The organism is Candidatus Pelagibacter bacterium nBUS_29 (assembly GCF_051200905.1).
Lineage (GTDB): Bacteria > Pseudomonadota > Alphaproteobacteria > Pelagibacterales > Pelagibacteraceae > Pelagibacter.
In genome coordinates this window covers 1-22,819 of record NZ_CP172843.1, presented here as the reverse complement: position 1 = coordinate 22,819, position 22,819 = coordinate 1, and the positions used below count along the sequence as shown (strand labels likewise).

Below are 22,819 nucleotides of genomic sequence, written 5' to 3'. Positions count from 1 at the left end.
TGAGCAAAAAGTTGTAAAAATAAAACAAATTGGCACTTTTTAGGTTCTTTCAACACACATTGCGATACCCATTCCACCTCCGATACAGAGTGCAGCACATCCTTTTGTTTTATTTTGTTTAATCATTTCATGAATAAGTGTAACTAATATTCTAGTCCCTGATGCACCGATAGGATGTCCTAATGCTATTGCGCCACCATTTACATTTACTTTAGACTGATCGATTTTTAAGTCTTTTATCACGGCGATACTTTGAGCTGCAAATGCCTCATTTATTTCAAACAGATCAACATCTTTTAATCTCCAATTTGCTTTATTAAGTGCTTCTTTAACAGCTGGTATTGGGCCAAGACCCATTAAAGATGGTTCAACACCGCAAGAGGCCCAGGAAGTTATTTTAACTAATGGTTCTAGTGATTTATGTTCCGCCTGTTCTCTTGTCATCAATACTGCTGCTGCTGCTCCATCATTTATTCCTGAAGAATTACCTGGAGTAACTGTTCCATTTTCTTTAAAAACAGTTTTTAACTTTTTTAAATCTTCTATTTTTAAATTACTTCTTGGATGCTCGTCTTTATCAAGTTCGAAGCTTTCTTCATTATTATTTATTTGTAATTTAATTAATTCATCTTTAAATTTATTTTTATTCATTGCTTCTTGAGTTTTCTCCTGAGAATTTAATGAAAAGATATCTTGCTCATCTCTTGTTATTTGAAATTTTTCAGCAACATTTTCTGCTGTAACTCCCATATGGTAATCATTAAAAGAGTCTAATAACCCATCATTAATCATGGTATCTACTAATTTTTTTTCCAATAATTTTTTATCTTCTCTATAAAATATTGAGTGAGGTGCCCTTGACATATTTTCCTGCCCACCTGAAATAATTATTTTGTTTTCTCCAAGTTTAATCGATTGATAGCCTGAAATTACAGCTCTTAATCCAGATCCACATACTTGGTTGATAATATGTGCAGGTTTTGAAACAGGTACCCCAGCACGAATAGATGCTTGCCTAGCTGGATTTTGACCTAAACCAGAAGTAAGAACATGTCCCATTATTACTTCGTCAACCTCATCTGCTTTTATTTTTGAATTATGAATAACTTCTTTAATAACTAGTGCACCTAATTTATCCGCACTAATGCTTTTTAAAGATCCCTTATATGCACCTATAGGTGTTCTTAGTGCAGATGTTATAACAACATCATCTAGTTTTTTGCTCATTGATAGCTCAACATAATATTTAATAAGTTAAATTACATCAAAAACTTTGATATATGGAGATAATTATTTAATAAGGACCGCTGGCCAAATTGGATAAGGCGCTCGGCTACGAACCGGGAGATTCCAGATTCGAGTTCTGGGCGGTCCACCAAAAAAGGAGTTAAAATGTTAGATTGGTTGTTAAAAGCATCATTACAAAAATCAGTTATTTATTTTTTTATAATTGTTTTAATAATTTTATTAATTTTAACTTTTGTATTATAAAAAACTATGAGCAATGATTATGAACAAATAAGCATTAAGCCAGGATTTATGAAACACAATGGGGGTGTTTTGTTTAAAACAATATCAGAAACAGAATATGAATTTAAATCAACTATAAATGAAAATCATTTAAATGCTGCTGGAATAACCCATGGTGGTTATTTATCAGCTTTAATAGATGCTGGAGCGGGCACAGCAGCTCATAGGACATCTGGCAATGCACCTTGCGTAACTATTTCTTTAGATTTAAAATTTATTGGTGCTTCTAAAGAAGGTGATGAAATAACGGGATTCACAAAAATACTAAAAAAAACAAATACACTTGTATTTTTATTTTGTGAATTAAGATGTAATGACAAGATCATTACTTCAGCCTCTGGGGTTTGGAAAATTTTAAAAGTTAAACCTTCAAATTTAGGTCCAGGTGGTTAATTATTCTTTTCGTCTATAATTCAGATAACCAAAGAAAATTAAAAGCGAAATTGCAATAGGATAAATAACACCCTTATTAGGTCTATTTAAATTTTCTATTTTAAATTCACTTATATAATCACCCATCTCAAATCCACTTTTTTTAGCTTGTCCATTCCATTTTAGATTGTCAACGATAATTCTATTCTCTTCTTTCACTAAACTAATTCCGTATTCTTCTAAATTATATTCTTTTTCAAAAGTATTTTTGTTAATTACAAATAATTTATATCTTTCTCCATATGGACTAGGTCTTATAATTTTAAATTGCACTTCCTTTTTTGGATCTAATATAACTGAATTAATTACACTAATATTCTGATAATTATATTTAGGATAAAATTTATTAAGAACAAACTCTGGGGACAATAATGAGATAGAAATTATTAAAAAAATGATTATTTCATACCATTTTAATTTATTAATAAACCAACCTTGTGTTGCCGAAGTAAACACTAATATTCCTGCTAAAGAAGAAATAATAACAACTAATGCATGCCAAATATTTTCTATTCCTATTAAAAGTAATTCATGATTAAATAAAAAAACAATTGGTAGTATTCCTGTTCTCAAACTATACCAAAATGCTTGTAGCCCAGTTTTTAAAGGATCACCTCCTGAAATGGCTGCAGCAGCATATGAGGCAAGACCCACTGGAGGCGTTACATCTGCCATTAAACCAAAATAAAATACAAATAGGTGAACTGCTATTAATGGAAAGATAAACCCTGATGCATTACCAACATCAACTAAAACAGTCGCCATTAATGAGGCAACAACTACATAGTTTGCTGTTGTTGGCAATCCCATTCCTAATAACAAACATAAAATTATAGTTAAAAATAATAATATTGTAACATTATCTTTTGCTATCGACTCTATAACTATAATTAAGTTTGTACTTAATCCTGTTGATCCAACAGCTCCAACTATTATTCCTGCTGTTGCTATAGCTATTCCAACACCAACCATATTTAAGGCACCTTTTTCAAAACCTACAATAGTTTGATTAAACCAAACTTTAAGTGAGTTTTTTAAATCCTCACCTTTAATAGATAGGTAAATTAAATTAACAATAATGAGCGAAATAGTTGCGTAAAAAATAGAATAGGAAGCGGTAAACCTTAGGTAAACCAGCATATAAATTAATACAAAAATAGGTATCAAAAAATGGAGACCGGAAAGAAATGTTTTTTTTAAATTTGGTACGTCTTCTTCATCCATTCCTTTTAAATTTAATTTTAAAGCTTCTAAGTGAGAAATATAAAATAGCGCTACGTATGAAATTATTGCTGGTAAAAAAGCATGCTTCACTATTTCAAAATACGTAACTCCGATAAAACTTGCCATTACAAAAGCTGCAGCACCCATAACAGGTGGCATCAATTGACCATTAACAGATGATGAAACTTCAATAGCACCAGCTTTTTCTTTTGAAAAACCGGTTTTCTTCATAATAGGAATAGTAAAAGTTCCTGTGGTCACTGTGTTGGCTATGGATGAGCCTGAAATTAAACCTGTCATTCCTGAGCCTAGAATTGCAGCTTTTGCAGGTCCACCTCTCATTTTTCCTACCATTGCAAAAGCTAAGTCTAGAAAATATTTTCCACCTCCTGCTGTTTCAAGAAGAGCTCCAAATAATACAAATAAAAATATAAAATCTACAGAAACACCTATTGGAATTCCAAAGATAGCTTCTTGATCTAACCACTGAAAACCAACCAATCTATTTAATGAAAGCCCACCATGAGAAATTATTTCTGGTGCGTATCTACCAAAGTAAGAAAATAATAAAAAACATATTGCAATAATAACCAAAGGTAAACCTATTGCACGTCTAGTTGCCTCAAGTAAAATTATAATGCCACAACTACCAATTATTAATTCAATTGGAAGATTAATGTTGTCTCCAATTTGAAGATTTAAAAGTACTCCACCACGATCAACAAGCTGATCATAAAAAAAATATATATAAAGACATGAAAAAGCAGCAACCAAACTAATTATAATATCAAATATTGAAATTTTTTTATTTTTGGTAATTGGAAAAATTAAAAATGCTAAAGTTAAAGCAAAACCTAAATGGATAGCTCTAGCTGGTAGCCCTTTAAACATTCCAACATTAAACATAAAGGGAAATGGTGATGCATACCAAAGTTGAAATAAAGACCATATGATTGCAATAGCTGCAACCACTTTTAAATGAAAGCCTGTAAGATTTCTAGTTGGTGACAAATCTTCGTTAATCTTACTTTTTACATTTTCATTAATACTTTGATTCATTATGAAAAAGATACTCTATTATAAAAAAAAGGCCCGATAAAAATCAGGCCTTTTAATTAAATTATTTAATTGGATTACATTAATCCAGCTTCTTTATAGTATTTAATTGCACCTGGATGTAGTGGAGCAGATAAACCATCTTTAATCATGTTTTTCTTTTCCAAAAATCCAAAAGCAGGATGTTGTTTTTTAAAATCATCAAAATTTTCCATCACAGCTTTTACAACTAAATACACAAGTTCATCAGAAACATCGGCAGAAGTTACTACAGTAGCTTTTACACCAAAAGTTGTAGCATCTTTTTTCTGACCTGTATAAGTTCCTTTAGGAATAATAGCTTGTGCATAATAGTCAGCACCACTTATTAAACCTTGAACTTCAGAGCCTGTTAAATTTATTGGAGATGCTTTAGCAGCACAAGTTGCAGCTTGTTCCATGGCACCATTAGGAAAACCTACTGAATAACCAAAAGCATCAATTTTACCATCGCACAAAGCTTTTACTTGTTCAGAAGATGTAAGTTCAGTTGTTGATTTGAAATAACTATTATCAACACCCATTGCTTTCATTAATTCTTCCATAGTTCCTCTTTGTCCTGAACCAGGGTTACCAATGTTAACAACTTTTCCTTTTAATCCAGCAAAATCTTTAATCTTTGCTTTTTTTCTAGCCCAAATTTGAAAAGGTTCATTATGAACTGAGAAAACAGCTCTTAAATCACTGTACTGTTTTCCTTCCCATTTGCTAGATCCATTTACAGCATGATATTGCCAGTCAGACTGAGCTACACCAAATTGAAATTCACCAGCTGCTATTTGACCAATATTATAATTTGATCCACCAGTTGATGGTGCAGTACATCTATATGCTTTAGCCGTACCTTTTTTTCTTCCATGTTCAGCACTTATTGCTGATTTGTGTAACATTTTACAAATAGCGTTACCTGTTTGGAAATAAACTCCAGTAGGTCCACCAGTTCCTATCGTGAAGAACTCAGCTGATTTTGCTACACCAGTTAAAGACAAAGATGCAACCAATATCAGTAAAGCACTTGATAGAGATGTAATTATTTTTTTCATTATTTCTCCCTCTATATCGTTATTTTTATAAATTAATTTTAACAGTAAATGTTTAGGTATGTATAGTAAGATTTTATATTGATTCAGACCATTTTTTTAACTTATCAACACCTTCAATAATTTTAGGTGCAAATTCATTTATAAGATCATTATCAATTTTTTGATTTACATCAATTTTATTCATAAATTTTTGACCATCAAAATCAGTAAAGCTCAATCTTGCCAACATTTTGTTTTGGTCAAAACCAAAATCAGATCCAGGTAGCAAGGCTACACCTGTACCATTCAATATACTGTCACACATTTCTGATGAAGTATTAAATTTTTTATTTAAAAACTCAGGCATTAAATAAAAGCCTCCTTGAGGCTCATTGATCAAAATTTTATTAGATCTTAGATTTTCATAAACATATTTACCAACTGCACTTAAAATTTTTCTCGATATATTGATATAGTGTGAGTGATCATTGTTATAAGCTGTTATCGCTGCATATTGAATAGGTGCACTTACAGCAGAAAAAGTTTCGCTAGCTAAGACATTAATCATATCTCTAATTTGTATTAATGAGTCTGGTACTAAAAAATAACCCAACCTCCATCCACCAGCTCCACACCATTTGCTTAATCCAGTACTAACAATTGTTTTATCAGGGCAAAAATTTGAAATAGATTGATAATTATCTTTAAAACTTAATTCTGAGTATATTTCATCAGACAAAATAATAAGATTATACTTTTTAGCAATATCAGCAATTTCCTCTAAATTTTCACAAATTTGACCTGATGGATTATTTGGTGAATTTAAGAATAATAAATAATTTTTATTTTTATCCTTTAAAATAATCTCCTCAATTTCTGAAGCGGTTGGAAACCAATTATTCTCTCTTTTTGTTTGTAAAATTTGTGTTTTATTTCTGCCCAATATTGCTTGTGGAGCGTATGAAACCCAGCTAGGAGCAGGCAATATTATTTCTCCATCAAATATAACATGTAATAAAAACATTAATTCTTTTGAACCAGGTCCAATAATTACATTTTCAGATTTATAGTCATGATTTTTTCTTTTTGATGTATATTTTGCTACTACCTTTCTTAATTCCAATAGACCTTGCATTGGTAGGTATTTATTTTGATGTGCGTTATTTTTAAGTTCTTCAACAACATCCTCTGGAACTTTAAATGGTGACTGTCCAAAGCCAAATTTATATATTTTTTTTCCTTGTTCCTCTAATTTTCTTGAAGTTTCATTGATCAGTAAAGTAGACGATGGTTTTAAATCTTTAACTAAATTTTTTAGCATTCTTTTTTTTTAAATTACTATTATAGAATTAATCTTAATTATGCTAATCTAAGTATAGTTTGTAGCAAAATGAGAACTTTTTATCCTCCGATTTCGGTCATGTTTTAGTCTATCTTTGTTCTTTAACACCAACAATATCTGGTAGGAGTAAAAAAAAGTACACCAAAGGTAGAAATGACTAAACACAAAATTACTGCTGTTCTCGGACCCACTAATACTGGAAAAACACATCTGGCTATCGAAACTATGCTTTCATTTGAGTCAGGCATGATTGGTTTTCCCCTAAGATTATTAGCCAGAGAAGTTTATGACAAGATCATAAGAAAAGTCAGTGTAGATAAAGTTGCTTTAATAACTGGTGAGGAAAAAATTATTCCAACTAATGCTAAATATTTCCTATGCACAGTGGAGTCCATGCCAATTGATAAACATTTAGATTTTGTTGGTGTTGATGAAATTCAAATGTGTGCTGATCATGAAAGAGGTCATATCTTTACAGATAGACTTTTAAACATGAGAGGTGAAAAACTTACAATGCTTATGGGTTCTAATACGATCAAAAACATAATTTCTAAATTAGATGGTGATATAGAATTTATAAATAGAGAAAGATTATCAAAATTAACATATGCAGGTCATAAAAAAATTTCAAGAATAAATAGAAAAACAGCAATTATAGCTTTTTCAGCTGAAGAAGTTTATGCAATAGCTGAATTAATTAGAAGACAAAAAGGTGGGGCAGCAATTGTGATGGGGTCCTTAAGTCCAAAAACTAGAAATGCTCAAGTAGAACTTTACCAATCTGGTGATGTTGACTTTTTAGTAGCAACGGATGCAATAGGAATGGGCATTAACATGGACTTAGATTATGTTTATTTTTCTAATCTTAAAAAGTTTGATGGAAAAAAATTAAGAAAACTAAATTTATCTGAAATAGGTCAAATTGCAGGTAGAGCTGGAAGATATTTAAATGATGGTAATTTTGGTGTTACGGGTGATTGTAAAGAAATTATAGCTGAAGATGTAGAGCTATTAGAAAACCATAAATTTGAGGATATAAGAACTTTATTTTGGAGAAATTCAAACTTGAATTTTAATAATACATTTAGTTTGATAAAATCTTTAGACGAAAAACCACAGATGGGATGGTTACGTAAAACTCATGAATGTGAAGATGAAAAAGCTCTTAAATACTTTCTAAAAGATAAAAACCTATTAAATTTAGATTTTGATAAAAAATTACTCAGTCTTTTATGGGAATGTTGTCAGATTCCTGATTTTGTTAAAAAAACTTATGGAAATCATTATGAAGTCATAGGAAATGTTTTTAAATATCTAAGTAGTGGAAAACATCAAATCACAGATGATTTTATGAGATTACAGCTTATAAAGCTTGATAAATTGGAGGGAAATGTTGATTCTCTATCAAATAGAATTGCAAATGTTAGAACTTGGTCTTATGTTTCAAATAAAAATAATTGGACAGAAAATCAAGATTATTGGATCGAAAAAACAAAACACCTAGAAGATAAACTTTCAGACAGACTTCATGAAGAACTTACCAAAACATTTATTGATAAAAGAGCAAGTGTTCTTGCAAGAGGTTTAAAACAAGATATGGAATTCAAAACAGATATACTTGAAAATAACGATGTAATGATTGATGACCAATTTATTGGCAAAATAAATGGTCTTAAATTGGTACTAGATTTAAAAAAAGGTGCTTTAGAAACGGATATCAAATCTTTAAAAAAAGCTGCAAGACAGACTATTGGACCAGAGCTAGAAAAAAGAATTCAAATTATTATTGACACAGGATTGATTGAATTAAATGATGATTTTAAAATTTATTGGAATGATTTTCCAATTGCTAAATTATTTTCTGGGCATGATTATTTAAATCCAAATTTTGAACTCATGGTTGATGATATTATTGAACCTATTCAAAAACAAAAACTTAGTGACTATATTAATAAATGGATACAAAATAAAATTAACTTGGTTCTTAAAAGCTTAGTAGATCTAAAGAATCTTAAAGATAAAAATTCATCGATCAAAGCTTTAGCCTATCAACTTTATGAAAATAATGGTGTGTTAAAAAGAGAACAAGTTTCTGAATATCTTAAGTCGCTTGGTCAAAATGAAAGAAAAATTTTAAGAGATTTAGGTGTAAAATTTGGAAGATACCACGTATTTTTATACCAATTAATTAAGCCAGAAGCAGTATCATTAAGAACATTATTGTGGAAAAATTTCCATCAGAAATATTATAATATCAAGCCACCTACATTTGGTCTAAATTTTTTAGACGATAAAGAGCTTAGAAATAAAAATTTTATGCTTTTATGCGGGTTTGAAAATTTTGATACACTATTTGTAAGAATAGACATCCTTGAAAGATTATTTATGCTAATCATAAACACATCAAATTCAAAAGAAAATAAAGAAATTAAGATGATACCAGAAATGCTTAATTTATTAGGTTGTAGCAAAGATAATTTTAAGAAACTTTTACAAAAAATGAATTATAAAATTTTTGATAAAAATGATGAAACTTTTTTTAAATATAATCCAATTAAAAAATTTAAAAAGAATTCAACAAAAGAAGTTTCAAATGAAAATCCGTTTAAAATCTTAAAAAATTTAAATCTCAGTTAATTCTAATGTTTTTTAAAAAAGATTTACCTGTTACTGAAATTAACTTTTTAGTTAAAACATGTGCATTATTAATTCATGCAGCTAAAATTGATGAAAATTATACTGAAAGTGAAGAAGAAATTATTAAAAAAACTCTTTTAGAATTAGGTGCAGACAAGAAAGATATATCTAAAATTATTCAAGAGGCGAAAACTATTGAAGAAAATTCAAATCAAATATTAGATTTTACAAAAGAAGTAAAAAACTTACCTGAAGCTGACAAAATTAGAATAATTGAAGCTCTATGGTCTATTATTTACTCTAACAATGATGCTGATATTTATGAAACAAATTTGATGAGACGTTTAGCTGGTTTACTTTATATTGACAGCTCAACAATGGGCGATATTAAAGACAGAATTAAAAAAGAAAAATTATAATGACTTATATAGTTAATGATAAATGTATTAAGTGTAAATTAACTGACTGCGTTGACGTTTGCCCGGTGGATTGTTTTTATGAGGGCAAAAATATGCTTGTAATTAAACCGGATGAGTGTATAGATTGTGGCGTTTGCGAGCCAGAATGTCCAGTTGATGCCATAAAAGCAGATACTGAGTCTGGGAGTGAACAGTGGTTAGAAATTAATAAAAAATATTCAGAAATCTGGCCTAATATAAGTGAAAAAAAAGATCCTCCCACGGATCACGAAAAATTTAAAAATGAGCAAAATAAGTACGAAAAATATTTTAAAGAAAATCTTTAAAACAAAACCTGAAAAAAAAGTGAAAAAAAAAGTTACAATAAAAAAAGTGGTTAAAGCCAAAAAATCAGTTAAAGAAAAAGTAAAAAAAACTAAAAAAGTTGTAACCAAAAAAACAATTAAAGTTTTAAAAAAAGTTGCTCCTAAACCAAGTAAGATAAAAAAAACAACAAAAGCTTCTGTAGCCAAAGAAGAACCAAAAGTTGATAACTTGAGAATTTCTAAAAGTAATGAAATAAAACCTGAAATTAAAAAAGTTAAAAAACAAGAAACTGAAAAAAGAGAATATAAAATAAAAGACTATATTGTTTATCCAAAACATGGCGTTGGTCAAATCACAGAATTTAAAAAGATAAATATTGGTGGTATTGATGTTGAAACATACGTCATAAAGTTTGAAAAAGATAAAGCCAACGGTATGGTTCCAGTTAATAAGCAATCTCACTTGAGACCTCTAGCAACAATCAATCAAGTTAATAAATGCATTTCCATTTTAAAAAGTAAGCCAAAAATTAAAAGATCTATGTGGAGTAGAAGAGCGCAAGAATATGAAGCTAAAATTTCTTCTGGTAAAATTTATGAATTAGCAGAGGTAGTTAGGGATTTAAATAAGGGTGATGATCTTATGGTTGACCAATCTTATAGTGAAAGACAATTGTTTGAAAAGGCATATGAAAGAATTTTATCAGAGTTTCAAATTATATTGAATGTATCTTTAGAGGATACGCAAAAGAAACTTGATAAGGCATTAAAAAGAAATTTAGGGGGCCAAGCTCAACCAATAGCCTCTGCACCAAAATCACCCACAGCAGAATTACCTGTTGAAGAGCCTATAACTGATCAAGACGAAAATTTAGAGGAATAAAAAAAACGCCTCTCATACAGTTTGTAATGAGAAGCGTTTTTAGTAAAGATTAGTAAATTACTATCTTTTTCTTTTTTTAGCTTTTTTAGCCTTTTTTGCTTTTTTCTTAGTTTTCTTTGCTGCTTTTTTCTTAGTTTTTTTAGCAGCTTTTTTTCTTTTCTTAGGCATCTTTAGCTCCCTGTTTAAGTTAAACGAATCAAGTTGATTCGCTATTACTATATTTTTATTTTTTTATGTAAGTTATGTCAATTCTTTAATTAAAACTGAATTTTTAAATAAATTTTTTATTTTTTATTTTTTATTCAAAATTTTATTTAATCAATTTAATTAATGTTTATGCGGATAATAAACACACTTAATAATAATATTTAATAAAGTTTTTCTAATTGATTTTTATATTTATTAATTATTTTAAATCTTTTTAATTTTAACGTTGGAGTCATTAATCCATTTTCAATTGTGAATTGTTCTTCAACAACAATAAATTTTTTTATCTTTTCTATTTTTGGTAAGTTTTTATTTATTATTTCTATTTCACGATTAATTTCATTGATAGAAGTTTTTTTAAATTCTTTATTTAGGATTAATAGAGCAACTAAATAAGGTTTACTATCTCCATATACTAATGACTGTTCTATAAAATTTATTTTAGCAAGATCATTTTCTATCTTGACTGGAGAAATATTATCTCCTCCAAGAGTAATAATAATATCTTTTTTTCTATCAGTAATTTTTAAATATCTATTATCAAAATGACCAATATCACCTGTATATAACCACTCATCTTTTAACACTTTGTCTGTTTCTGCCTTATTATTCCAATATCCTAACATCACATTTTCTCCCTTGATCAAAATTTCTCCGTCATCAGCTATTTTAACTTGATTTCCAGTGAAGGGAGGTCCTACAGTTTGAATTCTTATATCGTGAATTGGATTGCAGCTCACAACTGGAGAGGTTTCGGTTAAACCATAACCTTGCAGTGTTGGAAGTCCTATTGAGTTTAAAAATACTCCAACTTCCTTATCAAGTGCTCCTCCACCTGATATAAAAGCTTTTAATGATCCTCCAAATTGAGATTTTATTTTTTTTCTAACTAATTTTTCACAAACTAAATTTTGTAAAGACTCAAGTAAGGAAAATTTTTCTTTAAATAATTTCTTTTTACCTAGCTGTAATGTTTTATTTATTAGATAATTTTTGAAACCCTTGGTCTTGTTAAAGCTTGTACCAATTTTTTGATACAAATTTTGATAAAACCGTGGCACTGCCGTCATTATATCAGGGCTACAATCACTCATATTCTTAATTAGTTTATCAATACTTTCTGCATAAAAAACCTGAGCACCAATTGCAATCTGAACAAATTGTACGGTATGCTCATATGAATGAGACAAAGGTAACCAAGTAAGAAATTTTGGTTTTACTGAAATGATTTCATTTAATAATGAAATTGATCCCTCACAATTACTTAGTATGCCTCCATGACTTAACATTACACCTTTTGGGTTACCTTGTGTACCAGATGTATAAATTATACATGCTAAATCTTTTCTTTTTATTTCAAGATTTAATAAATTCTTTTCTTTAAATTGTTTTTTTTTAAAAATATCTTTTATGCAAATTATTTTATGAACGTTTTTGAAGCTTTCAAATGAAATTATTTTCTTAATAAATATTTTATTACTTATAAAATTCTTTATTTTTTTGTATTGATTTTCATCAGAAACAATTATTACTGATGGTTCGCAATCGTCTATCAAATATTCATAATCTCTTTCGGTATAGGTGGTATAAGCTGGAACTGTTACGCCATTAGATAACATAATGGCTAAATCGGAAATCATCCACTCTGGCCTGTTTTCTGAAATTAACAAGCATCGATCACTTTTATCAATAATTTTATCTAATTCTTCAGCCAACTTTAAAATATTTAGGTATGTATCTTGCCAAGTAAATTTCAAGTTCTGGTCTTTTAGTGATTGAAGAAAAATTTGATCAGGTTTTTCTTTTACCAATTGATAATGAAACAATTCTAAAAGGTTATTATATTGATCTATATTCATAAATTCTTGGTGGGCGAAGAGAGAATCGAACTCTCACTTCTTGCGAAACACGATTTTGAGTCGTGCGCGTCTACCAGTTCCGCCATTCGCCCTTAATTATTAATAAAATAATATTTTAAATAGTATAAGAACTAAAATTATAATAAAACCAAAAAATGTTTAGAACTCTTTACCTAAAATGTTTAAATTTGGCTTCTCATAAAAATTCTAATTTTTTTTTAGGTATAGTTTCTTTCGCTGAAAGTTCTTTTTTTCCAATTCCTCCTGATGTTATGATCATTCCAATGGTCATTGCTAAAAAGATTAAATATATTAAGATTTTTATAATAGCGTCTATTTTTTCAGTTTTGGGTGGTATATTCGGATACATGTTAGGTGCTATATTTTTTGATATGGCAATGGGAGTAATTGAGTTTTATGGATATGAAAACAAAGTTTCTGCCTTAAAAAATAGTCTAACACTTGAAGAAGGTTTTCTGGCTTGGTTAGGGGTGCTTTTTCTCGCTGGCTTTACTCCATTACCCTATAAAGTGTTTACTATTGCAAGTGGATTAATTGGTTTTAATTTTTTAGGCTTTATATTGGTCAGCTTAATTTCAAGAAGTTTAAGATTTTTTATCATAGCTTATTTATCATATAGATTTGGTCATTTATTTACACAGTTCATGAGCAAATATGGTTCTAAATGGTTTACTATTGTTGGCATATTATTAGTTTTAATATTTGTTATTATATATTTAATTCACAAGTTTAATGCTTAGTCTAATTCAAAAAAATTTATTCAAAACTATTTTTCTAATTAGTTTAATTGCATTAATTTCAGCTTACTTTATTGAGCTTGTTCTAGGCCATCAACCTTGTAATCTTTGTTTATTGGAAAGAATACCCTATTTCTTTTCAATAATTATAATTATTCTAAATTTAAAATTTAATCATTTTGAAAAATTTTTTATTTTCTTATTAATAATAGTGTTTCTTGGTGCAACACTACTATCTTTATACCACTTCGGTATTGAGCAAGGCTTAATACAAGAATCACTTGTGTGTGATCTTCAAAATGCATCTGAGACTCTATCTAAAGAAGAAATACTCAAGCAATTGCAACAAAAAAGTGTTAGTTGCAAAGATGTAACATTTAAAATCTTTGGATTATCACTTACAACATTTAATATAATTATTTCATGTTTAATAACTATTATCTTAATAAAAATGTATTTTGAATATGACAAAAATAGATAAAAAGAAAATTGAAGAATTTATAAGAGTTGATCATGCTGGTGAACGTGGAGCAGTTAAAATATATGAAGGTCAATTACTTGCTCTTAATACATTTGTAAAAGATGAAAGTTTAAAAAAAACTATTGAGGAAATGAAAACACATGAAAAAGAACATTGTGAATTTTTTGAAAATGAAATTAAAAAAAGAAAAATTCCTCCGACAAAATTGTTGCCTCTTTGGGATTTGCTTGGCGTTGGTTTAGGTTTTGGTTCAACTTTACTTGGTAAAAAAGCGGCAATGCTGTGTACAGCTTCTGTGGAAGAGGTAATTGATGAGCACTACTTAAATCAAATAAAACAACTTGGAAGTAATGAAAAAAATTTAAAGAAAAAGATTACTAAATTTAGACAAGATGAGTTAAATCATAAAGATATAGCTTACGAAAAGGGTGCAACAAAAAAGGGTGCCTATTCAATTTTAGATTTAATGATTAAAACTGGCTCTAAAATTGCAATCAATATTTCTGAAAAAATTTAAGACTCTAGCTCAACATCCCAATATAAATAATCCATCCAACTTTTATGCAAAAAATTAGGTGGAAAGTTTTTACCATTTTTGTGTAAATCTTCCGTTGAAGGTCTGTAAGGATTTTGATTAAGCGACATGCCTGAATATTTTAATAATTTTCCTCCCTTTCTCACATTGCACAAAGAACATGCGGTAACCACATTATCCCAATTTGTTTCACCTCCTTTTGATCTCGGTAACAAGTGATCAAAAGTAAGCTCTTCATTACTTCCGCAATATTGACAAGAAAACTTATCTCTTAAAAATACATTAAACCTTGTAAAACTAGGTTTTGATTGTGGTACGATATAATCTTTTAAAGCAATGACACTTGGTAATTTCATATCAAATGATGGACTTCTGATTATTCGATCATAATTACTAACAATTATAACTCTATCCAGAAAAACAGATTTAACAGTATCCTGCCAAGACCATAAAGATAATGGATAGTAGCTTAATGGTCTATAATCAGCATTAAGAACTAAAGCTGGGCACTTTTCTAATGAAACATTTTGTTCAAAAAAATTATTCATTAACTATTTTTAACTTAGTTGAGTTATTTTATCAATAATAAGAGGTATTAAAAATTTTTTAAAATATAATTAAGAGCTGTACTTGATGCTTCCATAGGAATATTATGATCACAATTTTTAATTAATAGAGTCTCAACTTCAATATTATTTCTAATTAAAAAGTCTTTTGCTTCTAATAAACTTGTTGAAGGTACTATTTGATCTAACTCGCCATGTATCAATAAAGTATTTGTAGAATTTTTTATTCTATTTTTTAGATTATCCTGATCGATAATTTTTCCTGAAAAACCAACAATGCATGAAAATTTTTTCTCAGAAGTTAAACCTACATTAATTGACATCATACATCCTTGGCTAAATCCTGATAAACATATTTTATCATTAGTTAAATTAAAATCTTGCTTAATTTCATGAATAAATTTTTGAATTTTATTTTCAGCCTTTATAGATTGTTCAAGGATATATTCAGGATCATCCTTAGTTAAATCAAACCACTGAAATCCTGATGGATTAATTGAGCAAATTTCATGTCCATTAGGACAAATAAAAACTGTATTTGGCATATGTCTTTTCCAATTTAAAGACAGCATGCTTATATCTTTGCCATCACCTCCATACCCATGAAGTAAGATTATAGCATTTTTGATCTCGTTCCCATTTTCTGGTTTTATAATTATAGAGTTTAGGCAAAATGTCATAGTCAATTAATTATGTTTTTTATTTTTTAAAACACACTACAATAATTATATGATTTCAGGAATATTAGTTAAAATTATATCTATTGTACTTTTATTAGCAGTTGGAATTGTTCTAATTTTAGGTATTGGAACTCTATTTAAAGGTGGTGAGACTAGTAAAAAATACTCTAATAAATTAATGCAATTAAGAGTTCTTTTGCAATTTATAGCAATACTTGTTCTTGTTGCGTTTGCCTATTTTTTTAAAAACTAATTGTAATTTTTTAACCACTCAATAAATTTTAAATCATCAAAATCTATTGAACCCATAATCCTTGCAAATTCTTTGCCCTCAGTATTAAAAAGTACTGTTGTTGGAACTCCACGTAATGAAAGTTTTTTTGCTAAAGTTATTGGATTGTCAAAATAAGGTTCTAAATTTTTAATATTCAATTCTTGTAAAAATTTATTAACCTTTTTTAAATTTTCTTTTTCAATATTAATTACAAAAATTTTTAAATTATTAAGTTTTGGATCATTTTGAAGCCTATCCAATGATGGCATTTCTTCCTTACATGGCTCACACCAAGTTGCCCAAAAATTCATTAAAACCAAGCTTCCATTAAAATCTTTAATATTAATTTTTTGATCTTTTTTGTCTAAAAAAATTAGATTATCGTATGTTTTTAGGTCTTTATGTATGACTATATTTTTTATTTCAGACAATTCATTTGCCGCAACATTTGTTATCAAAAAAATAAATAATATTAAAAATCTCATGTTAAATAGGTATAATTAAATAACATGAGAAAAAATAAAAACAACCAGGCAATTTGGAATACTAGAATTAAAAAAAGTTCTTCAACTTTATTTCAAAAAGTAGGTAATTCTTTAGATATCGATAAGAGACTTTACCTAGAAGATATTCAAGGGTCAATTGCACATGTTGAAATGCTCTTTAAACAAAAAATTATTTCTTTTAGAATTAAAAATAAAATTATCTATGGTCTAAATAAAATAGAAAAGGAAATATCAAATAAAAAATTTGAGTTTAATAAGAAATATGAAGATATTCACATGAATATTGAAAAAAGACTTTTTCAAATAATTGGTGATGAAGCAGGCTATGTTCATACAGCAAGATCAAGAAACGACCAAGTTATTACAGATTTTAAAATTTGGATGAGATCTGCAACTAAAGAGATTAACTTTAATTTAGATAAAGTAATTAAAAGTACATTAAAATTAGCTGAAAAAAATATTAACACTATAATGCCTGGTTTTACACACCTTAAAAATGCTCAAGCTATTTCATTTGCACACTATTTAATGGCTTATGTCGAAATGTTTAATAGAGACAAAAAAAGATTTAATAATAATTTAGATAGCTTAGATGAAAATCCATTAGGAGTTGCTGCTTTGACAGGCACTTCTTTTAATATAGATAGAAATTATACTAGTAAAAAACTTGGTTTTAAAAGACCAACAAATAATTCAATTGATACTGTTTCGGATAGAGATTTTGTTTTAGATTTTTTGTATAGTATTTCTGTATGTTCAATGCATATTTCAAGAATTGCAGAGGAATTAATCATATGGAGCTCAGATGGATTTGGTTTATTAAATTTATCAGATAAAGTCGTAACAGGCTCCTCCATAATGCCACAAAAGAAAAACCCTGATCTTCTAGAATATTTAAGAGGAAAATCTGGGAGCAGTTATGGAAATTTATTCTCTATGCTTACGATTATGAAAGGATTGCCTTTATCTTATTTCAAAGATCTTCAGGATGATAAGGAAATTGTTTTTAAATCTAATGACATTTTAATAAATAGTCTAAAAATATTTGATGAAGTACTTAAGAATTCTAGCCCTAATAAAAAAAGAATGCTTGAACTTGCTAATACGGGCTACATTACCGCAACAGATCTTGCAGATTATCTTGTAAAAAACCACTCCATGTCATTTAGAAAAGCTTATCAAAAAACAGCTGCTGTTGTTAATTTGGCTGAAAAGAAAAAAAAGAAACTTAATGAGTTAAGCTTAAGAGAATTAAAAAAAATTGAGCCAAAATTAACTAGCGATGTTTTAAAAGTGTTTGATTTAACAAATTCTGTAAATTCTAAAAAATCTTATGGAGGAACAGCTTTTGAAAATATTAAAAAAATGATAATAAAATATAAGAAACAAAAATGATTAAAAAAATTATCTTTACCTTTTTACTTAGTTGTTTATTGATCTCTTGTGGAAAAAAAGGAGATCCTGAATATAAAGATCCAAAACAAAAAGCTGAAATAATAATCCTTACCAATAAGGCTTGATGAAATATATCAAAAAAATACTAACAATTGAAAAAGTAAAAGTTCGAGATATTGCTAAAAAATTTGATACACCAACTTATTGTTATTCTTATAATCAGTTAAAAAAAAATATTAATGACTTTAAAAAAAATTTTGAATCTTTTTCTCCATTAATCTGTTTTGCAATTAAATCTAATACTAATGTAAATTTAATTAGAGAAATCAAAAAATTTGGTTTAGGAGCAGATGTTGTATCAATAGGAGAGCTTATGATGGCTCTTAAAGCAGGTATTAATCCAAAAAAAATTGTCTTTTCAGGTGTTGGCAAAACATCAAAGGAAATAGCTTATGCTATTGATAAAAAAATATTATTAATAAATGCTGAGTCAAAAAGTGAAATCAAAGAAATTGATAGAATAGCAAAAAATAAAAAAAAGAAAGTACAAATTGGTATTAGATTAAATCCAAATACAGATGCAAATACTTTAAGTCAAATTTCAACTGGTAAAAAAGAAAATAAGTTTGGTGTAAATGAAAAGACATTTTTAGAGCTTGTTAATTACTGTACGGGTTCAAAAAACATTAGTCTAAAATGTTTAAGTGTTCATATTGGAAGTCAAATTTTAGACCATAGACCTTATGAAAAAATGCTTAATGTGATTGATAAAATTATTGTTAAAACTAAACATAACTTTGAATTTATTGACTTAGGTGGAGGAATGGGAATTTCTTATGGTGATAATAATAAAAAACTTAGTTACAACAAATACAATATTGCCATTAAAAAATTTTTAAAAAAACACTCTACAAAAATAATTTTTGAACCAGGAAGATCTATAGTCGGAAATATAGGTTTTTTAATTTCTAAAGTCATTTACATTAAAGAAAATGATGAGAAAGATTTTATTATACTAGATTCGGCTATGAATGATTTGATGAGACCTGCCTTATATGGAGCAAATCACAAAACATTACCCTCAATCAAAACAAATCAAAAATCAAAAAAAATCTATGAATTTGTAGGTCCCATTTGTGAGAGTACAGACAAATTTACATCATTAAAAAATTTTCAAAAATTAAAGGAAAAAGATATTATTATGATGTGTGATGTTGGTGCATATGGGATGTCATTAAGCTCAAATTATAATGTAAGGCCAAAACCAGCAGAATTACTAATTGAAGGATCAAAAATTAGAATTATTAAAAAAAGGCAAAAGCACAAAGATTTGATGTAGCTTTAATGATAAGAAACTTTATATTTTCAATATTCTTTTTTTCTGGAATAATTATTATTTCATTATTTTTTTTACCTGCTTTTTTTTTACCTCAAAAAGTTGTTTTATTTGGTGGTAAATTGATGGGTTATTGGACAAGTTTTTGTTTAAAGTTTTTTTTATCCACGAAAATAATAATTAAAGGTAAAGAAAATATTCTAAATAATGAAAAATTTTTTATTGCTGCATCTCATCAATCAATGTTTGAAACATTTTATCTTCAAACTATTTTCAATTCACCAGTTTTCATTTTAAAAAAAGAGTTACTTTTAATTCCAATTTTTGGCTGGTATCTTAAAAAAATTGGATCAATATCAATTAAGAGAAATAAAGTTACCAAAGATAACTTGGGGTTCTTTGAAGATATCTCTAAAATAATTGATGAATCTAAACGACCATTAATAATCTTTCCACAAGGTACTAGGGTTCTGCCAAGTGAAAGACCTCCTTTTAAAAAAGGTGCATCAAGAATTTATGAAGAATTAAAAATTTCTTGCCAGCCAGTTGCTATTAATTCGGGTTATGTTTGGCCTAAAAAGGGTCTAAAACATAGCAATAAAGTAATAACTATTTCAATCTTAAAACCAATAATAGCAGGTTACTCGAAGAAAGATTTTATCAAAATTTTAGAAAATAATATTTATGAAGAACTTAATTTGTTAAACTAACCCTTCATAGGCATAACCACAAAAATACTATCAAAATCACCTGGATCTTTTATTAAAGCTGGTGAGCCTGTGTCATTAAAAAATATTTCAACTCTTTCTCCATCTAATTGCGAAGCAACATCAATTAAGTATCTTGAGTTAAAACTTATTTCTAAATCATGATCAAATTTTACATTTAATGTTTCTTTACCATCACCACTATTTGTATTATTGACCGAAAGGTCTAGAGTATCTTTTGATAAATTAAATTTAACCCCATCTTTTTTATCCAAAGATACAGAGGCAACTCTATCAACAGAATTTAAAAATAACTTTAAATCTATTTCTAGTTTTTTTTGATTATTCTTTGGTATTACCTGAATATAATTTGGAAATTTCCCATCAATTAGTTTTGAAATCAATATGCTATTATTTAACTCAAATTTTATCTTTGATTTAATGTTAGATACTTTAACATCTCCATCATAACTATCTAGCAACGAGCATAATTGAAAAATAGTTTTTTTTGGAAGTATAATTGGTTCAAAATCAATTTTTTGATCTAATCTTATTTTTGAAATGGACATTCTGTGACTATCAGTTGCTACAGCTGTTAAATAATTTTTATCCTCAACTTCTGTCTGATGAAAATAAATTCCACTTAGATAATGTCTTGTTTCATCATTAGAAACTGAAAATTTACATTTATTTAATAATTTTAAAAGCTGTTTAGATTTTATTGTAAATTCATTTTGATTAAAATTTTCATCAGTTAATGGAAATTCTGTTGCACTAATGCAATTTAAGTTGAATATAGATTTTTCTGACTCTACTTGTAATTTACTGACGTCTGTCAAAGATAAATTAATTTTTTTTCCAGAAGAGAATTTTCTTATGATATCATACATAATTGAAGAAGTTGTTGTTGTTCTTCCTTCTTCTAACACTTCAACATTATTTAATTGGTGAATAAATATTAAGTCTAAATCTGTTGCTGTAATTGTTAATCTGGAATTACTTGCGTCTAATAAAATATTAGACAATATAGGTAGAGTGCTTCTCTTTTCAATTACACCTTGGCAGTAATTCAATGCTTGCTGAAGATCTTGTTGATTTACGTTAAATTTCATTATCTTTATTATTATATAATATCTGGTTTTTTAATTTATTAATATTATCTACCATCTCAGGATCTTTTTCTTTAATTTTTTCAATAGTTTTTACCGAATGTATTATGGTTGTATGATCCCTATTTGAAAACTCTCTTCCAATTTCTGGTAAAGATTTTGATGTCAAAATTTTTGTTAAATATATAGCGGTTTGTCTAGGTCTAACTAAATATCTAGATCTTCTTGATGAAAGCATTTCATTCTTACTTATTTTAAAGAATTTACATACTGTTGTTTGAATTAAATCTATTGTTACTTTATTTTCAGCCAGATTTAACAAATCTTTCAAAACAACCTTTGTTTCAGCCAAATTTGGAACTTTGTTATAGATTCTAGAAAATGAAACTACTCTATTTATTGCTCCAACTAATTCTCTAACACTTGCTGTAATTTCAGTACTTATAAAATCTTGTATTTCTTTTGATACTTGTAGTTGGTCTGCATATAAATTGTTTAATTCCTCAGTTTTTTTTTCAACAATTTTTTTTCTAAGTTCAAGATCAGGTTTTTGAATATCGACAACTAAACCACCAGAAAATCTAGACTTAATTCTATCTTGAATTCTTGATAGTTTGTTTGGTGCTCTGTCAGCTGATACGATTATTTGAGAACCTTTATCTAATAATGCATTAAATGTATGAAAAAATTCTTCCTGCATCGCTTCTTTACCACTTATAAATTGAATATCATCAATTAATAAAATATCGGTATTTCTAAAATATTCCTTAAATTTAACCATATCATTAGCTTTGATCGATTTCACAAACTGATACATAAACCGTTCAGCTGATATAAACATTACTTTGTTATTTTTTTTAAGTTCAATTCCAATTGAGTTTAACAGATGGGTTTTACCCATTCCCACACCACCATAAATGTAAAGTGGATTATAATGAGATATATTTTCTGAAACCTTTAACGATGCTTCATAAGCAAGTTTATTGCTTGTACCAGTTATAAAGTTGTCGAATCTTTTATTTGGATCAATTCGATTATACTGCAAATAAGAATCTTTTATAAATGATACATTTTCACTTCTATCAGGTAATTGTTCATTAACATTTACATTTTCAAGATTTTGATTTGTATTTTTGTCATCAATTTTAAATTCAATTCTAATAATATCTTTTTTATATAAACGAATTATTTGCAAAATTTGATCAATGTATCTTGATGTAATCCAGTCTCTAATAAATCTTGTTGGAACAGATAATAATAAATAATTATTAAATTCATCCACAAAAGTAATTTTTTTAAGCCAGCTTTCATAAACGTCTTGTCCTAGCTTATTTTTCATTTCAGACTGAACTAATTTCCAATCAAAATTTTCAGACTTAAAACTGTTTAAATTATTTATATTTGTAGATTTGTTCATAACTTGTAGGGAAATCTCAGTTAGAACGAAATAAAAAAATTTGCAACTACTTAATATTTTTTTTTAAAAATAAATTAAATCTATGATTGTAGAATTTAAT

General features: G+C 27.8%; 22 protein-coding genes and 2 tRNA genes. 13 read left to right on the top strand and 11 right to left on the bottom strand.

Features of this window, described 5'->3' with window-relative positions:
- Positions 1 to 39: 39 nt before the first annotated feature.
- Positions 40 to 1,227: an acetyl-CoA C-acetyltransferase gene (locus tag ACIJYA_RS00120; protein WP_435088473.1), complete on the bottom strand. Its 1,188-nt coding sequence runs from the start codon at positions 1,225 to 1,227 to the stop codon at positions 40 to 42.
- Positions 1,228 to 1,301: 74 nt separating this feature from the next.
- Here ACIJYA_RS00120 and ACIJYA_RS00115 point away from each other — a divergent pair.
- Together ACIJYA_RS00115 and ACIJYA_RS00110 are read left to right on the top strand one after the other, a co-directional pair.
- Positions 1,302 to 1,378, top strand: a tRNA-Arg gene (locus ACIJYA_RS00115).
- Positions 1,379 to 1,497: 119 nt separating this feature from the next.
- Positions 1,498 to 1,923, top strand: coding sequence for a PaaI family thioesterase (locus ACIJYA_RS00110; RefSeq protein ID WP_435088472.1), 426 nt, complete (start codon positions 1,498 to 1,500; stop codon positions 1,921 to 1,923).
- On the opposite strand, the gene ACIJYA_RS00105 is transcribed toward ACIJYA_RS00110, so the two are convergent.
- The 3 genes from ACIJYA_RS00105 to ACIJYA_RS00095 form a co-directional block, all read right to left on the bottom strand.
- Complete coding sequence (locus ACIJYA_RS00105; RefSeq protein ID WP_435088471.1) at positions 1,924 to 4,245, bottom strand: TRAP transporter fused permease subunit; 2,322 nt, start codon at positions 4,243 to 4,245, stop codon at positions 1,924 to 1,926.
- 74 nt (positions 4,246 to 4,319) lie between these two features.
- On the bottom strand, positions 4,320 to 5,324 hold the full coding sequence (locus ACIJYA_RS00100; protein WP_435088470.1) for a TAXI family TRAP transporter solute-binding subunit: 1,005 nt from the start codon (positions 5,322 to 5,324) through the stop codon (positions 4,320 to 4,322).
- Positions 5,325 to 5,397: 73 nt separating this feature from the next.
- On the bottom strand, positions 5,398 to 6,624 hold the full coding sequence (locus ACIJYA_RS00095) for a pyridoxal phosphate-dependent aminotransferase (RefSeq protein WP_435088469.1): 1,227 nt from the start codon (positions 6,622 to 6,624) through the stop codon (positions 5,398 to 5,400).
- A gap of 174 nt (positions 6,625 to 6,798) precedes the next feature.
- Here ACIJYA_RS00095 and ACIJYA_RS00090 point away from each other — a divergent pair, with 174 nt between their 5' ends.
- Genes ACIJYA_RS00090 through ACIJYA_RS00075 form a run of 4 tightly spaced genes read left to right on the top strand, consistent with a single transcriptional unit; the run spans position 6,799 to position 10,889 of the window.
- Complete coding sequence (locus ACIJYA_RS00090; RefSeq protein ID WP_435088468.1) at positions 6,799 to 9,282, top strand: helicase-related protein; 2,484 nt, start codon at positions 6,799 to 6,801, stop codon at positions 9,280 to 9,282.
- 5 nt (positions 9,283 to 9,287) lie between these two features.
- Complete coding sequence (locus ACIJYA_RS00085; protein ID WP_435088467.1) at positions 9,288 to 9,701, top strand: TerB family tellurite resistance protein; 414 nt, start codon at positions 9,288 to 9,290, stop codon at positions 9,699 to 9,701.
- Positions 9,701 to 10,027 carry a ferredoxin FdxA gene (fdxA, locus tag ACIJYA_RS00080; protein ID WP_435088466.1) on the top strand — a complete coding sequence of 109 codons (327 nt, stop codon included), beginning with the start codon at positions 9,701 to 9,703 and terminating at the stop codon, positions 10,025 to 10,027. The genes ACIJYA_RS00085 and fdxA overlap by 1 nt, the downstream gene beginning before the upstream one ends.
- Positions 9,984 to 10,889 carry a CarD family transcriptional regulator gene (locus ACIJYA_RS00075; protein ID WP_435088465.1) on the top strand — a complete coding sequence of 302 codons (906 nt, stop codon included), beginning with the start codon at positions 9,984 to 9,986 and terminating at the stop codon, positions 10,887 to 10,889. The genes fdxA and ACIJYA_RS00075 overlap by 44 nt, the downstream gene beginning before the upstream one ends.
- Before the next feature lie 368 nt (positions 10,890 to 11,257).
- Here ACIJYA_RS00075 and ACIJYA_RS00070 read toward each other — a convergent pair whose 3' ends face one another.
- Both ACIJYA_RS00070 and ACIJYA_RS00065 read right to left on the bottom strand, forming a co-directional pair.
- Entirely contained in the window at positions 11,258 to 12,955 is a 1,698-nt protein-coding gene (locus ACIJYA_RS00070) for an AMP-dependent synthetase/ligase (RefSeq protein WP_435088464.1), read from the bottom strand.
- 7 nt (positions 12,956 to 12,962) lie between these two features.
- A tRNA-Leu gene (locus ACIJYA_RS00065) sits at positions 12,963 to 13,047 on the bottom strand.
- Between the two features lie 63 nt (positions 13,048 to 13,110).
- On the opposite strand from ACIJYA_RS00065, the gene ACIJYA_RS00060 reads away from it, so the two are divergent.
- Genes ACIJYA_RS00060 through ACIJYA_RS00050 form a run of 3 tightly spaced genes read left to right on the top strand, consistent with a single transcriptional unit; the run spans position 13,111 to position 14,711 of the window.
- Positions 13,111 to 13,716 (top strand): YqaA family protein, encoded by a 606-nt coding sequence (locus tag ACIJYA_RS00060; protein ID WP_435088463.1) that lies wholly within the window; start codon positions 13,111 to 13,113, stop codon positions 13,714 to 13,716.
- Positions 13,709 to 14,194: a disulfide bond formation protein B gene (locus ACIJYA_RS00055; RefSeq protein WP_435088462.1), complete on the top strand. Its 486-nt coding sequence runs from the start codon at positions 13,709 to 13,711 to the stop codon at positions 14,192 to 14,194. The genes ACIJYA_RS00060 and ACIJYA_RS00055 overlap by 8 nt, the downstream gene beginning before the upstream one ends.
- Positions 14,178 to 14,711, top strand: coding sequence for a demethoxyubiquinone hydroxylase family protein (locus tag ACIJYA_RS00050; RefSeq protein WP_435088461.1), 534 nt, complete (start codon positions 14,178 to 14,180; stop codon positions 14,709 to 14,711). Before ACIJYA_RS00055 ends, ACIJYA_RS00050 begins: the two co-directional genes overlap by 17 nt.
- Here ACIJYA_RS00050 and ACIJYA_RS00045 read toward each other — a convergent pair.
- The gene (locus ACIJYA_RS00045; RefSeq protein WP_435088460.1) at positions 14,708 to 15,277 is read right to left on the bottom strand and encodes an HNH endonuclease; all 570 of its coding nucleotides are present in this window, start codon (positions 15,275 to 15,277) and stop codon (positions 14,708 to 14,710) included. The two genes, ACIJYA_RS00050 and ACIJYA_RS00045, sit on opposite strands and share 4 nt — an antisense overlap.
- A 47-nt stretch (positions 15,278 to 15,324) precedes the next feature.
- Positions 15,325 to 15,975 carry an alpha/beta hydrolase gene (locus ACIJYA_RS00040; protein ID WP_435088459.1) on the bottom strand — a complete coding sequence of 217 codons (651 nt, stop codon included), beginning with the start codon at positions 15,973 to 15,975 and terminating at the stop codon, positions 15,325 to 15,327.
- 49 nt (positions 15,976 to 16,024) lie between these two features.
- Here ACIJYA_RS00040 and ACIJYA_RS00035 point away from each other — a divergent pair, with 49 nt between their 5' ends.
- Complete coding sequence (locus tag ACIJYA_RS00035) at positions 16,025 to 16,228, top strand: twin transmembrane helix small protein (protein ID WP_435088458.1); 204 nt, start codon at positions 16,025 to 16,027, stop codon at positions 16,226 to 16,228.
- Here ACIJYA_RS00035 and ACIJYA_RS00030 read toward each other — a convergent pair.
- Complete coding sequence (locus ACIJYA_RS00030) at positions 16,225 to 16,734, bottom strand: TlpA family protein disulfide reductase (RefSeq protein WP_435088457.1); 510 nt, start codon at positions 16,732 to 16,734, stop codon at positions 16,225 to 16,227. The genes ACIJYA_RS00035 and ACIJYA_RS00030 overlap by 4 nt on opposite strands.
- A gap of 24 nt (positions 16,735 to 16,758) precedes the next feature.
- Between ACIJYA_RS00030 and argH the strand changes: the two genes are divergently transcribed.
- From argH to ACIJYA_RS00015, 3 genes are all read left to right on the top strand, one after another.
- Complete coding sequence (argH, locus tag ACIJYA_RS00025) at positions 16,759 to 18,150, top strand: argininosuccinate lyase (protein ID WP_435088456.1); 1,392 nt, start codon at positions 16,759 to 16,761, stop codon at positions 18,148 to 18,150.
- Between the two features lie 124 nt (positions 18,151 to 18,274).
- A complete protein-coding gene (gene lysA, locus ACIJYA_RS00020) occupies positions 18,275 to 19,489 on the top strand; it encodes a diaminopimelate decarboxylase (protein WP_435088455.1) in 1,215 nt (404 codons plus the stop codon).
- A 5-nt stretch (positions 19,490 to 19,494) separates the two neighbouring features.
- On the top strand, positions 19,495 to 20,196 hold the full coding sequence (locus ACIJYA_RS00015) for a lysophospholipid acyltransferase family protein (RefSeq protein ID WP_435088454.1): 702 nt from the start codon (positions 19,495 to 19,497) through the stop codon (positions 20,194 to 20,196).
- On the opposite strand, the gene dnaN is transcribed toward ACIJYA_RS00015, so the two are convergent.
- Positions 20,193 to 21,305 carry a DNA polymerase III subunit beta gene (dnaN, locus tag ACIJYA_RS00010; RefSeq protein ID WP_435088453.1) on the bottom strand — a complete coding sequence of 371 codons (1,113 nt, stop codon included), beginning with the start codon at positions 21,303 to 21,305 and terminating at the stop codon, positions 20,193 to 20,195. The two genes, ACIJYA_RS00015 and dnaN, sit on opposite strands and share 4 nt — an antisense overlap.
- On the bottom strand, positions 21,295 to 22,719 hold the full coding sequence (dnaA, locus tag ACIJYA_RS00005; RefSeq protein WP_435088452.1) for a chromosomal replication initiator protein DnaA: 1,425 nt from the start codon (positions 22,717 to 22,719) through the stop codon (positions 21,295 to 21,297). Before dnaA ends, dnaN begins: the two co-directional genes overlap by 11 nt.
- Positions 22,720 to 22,819: the final 100 nt, after the last annotated feature.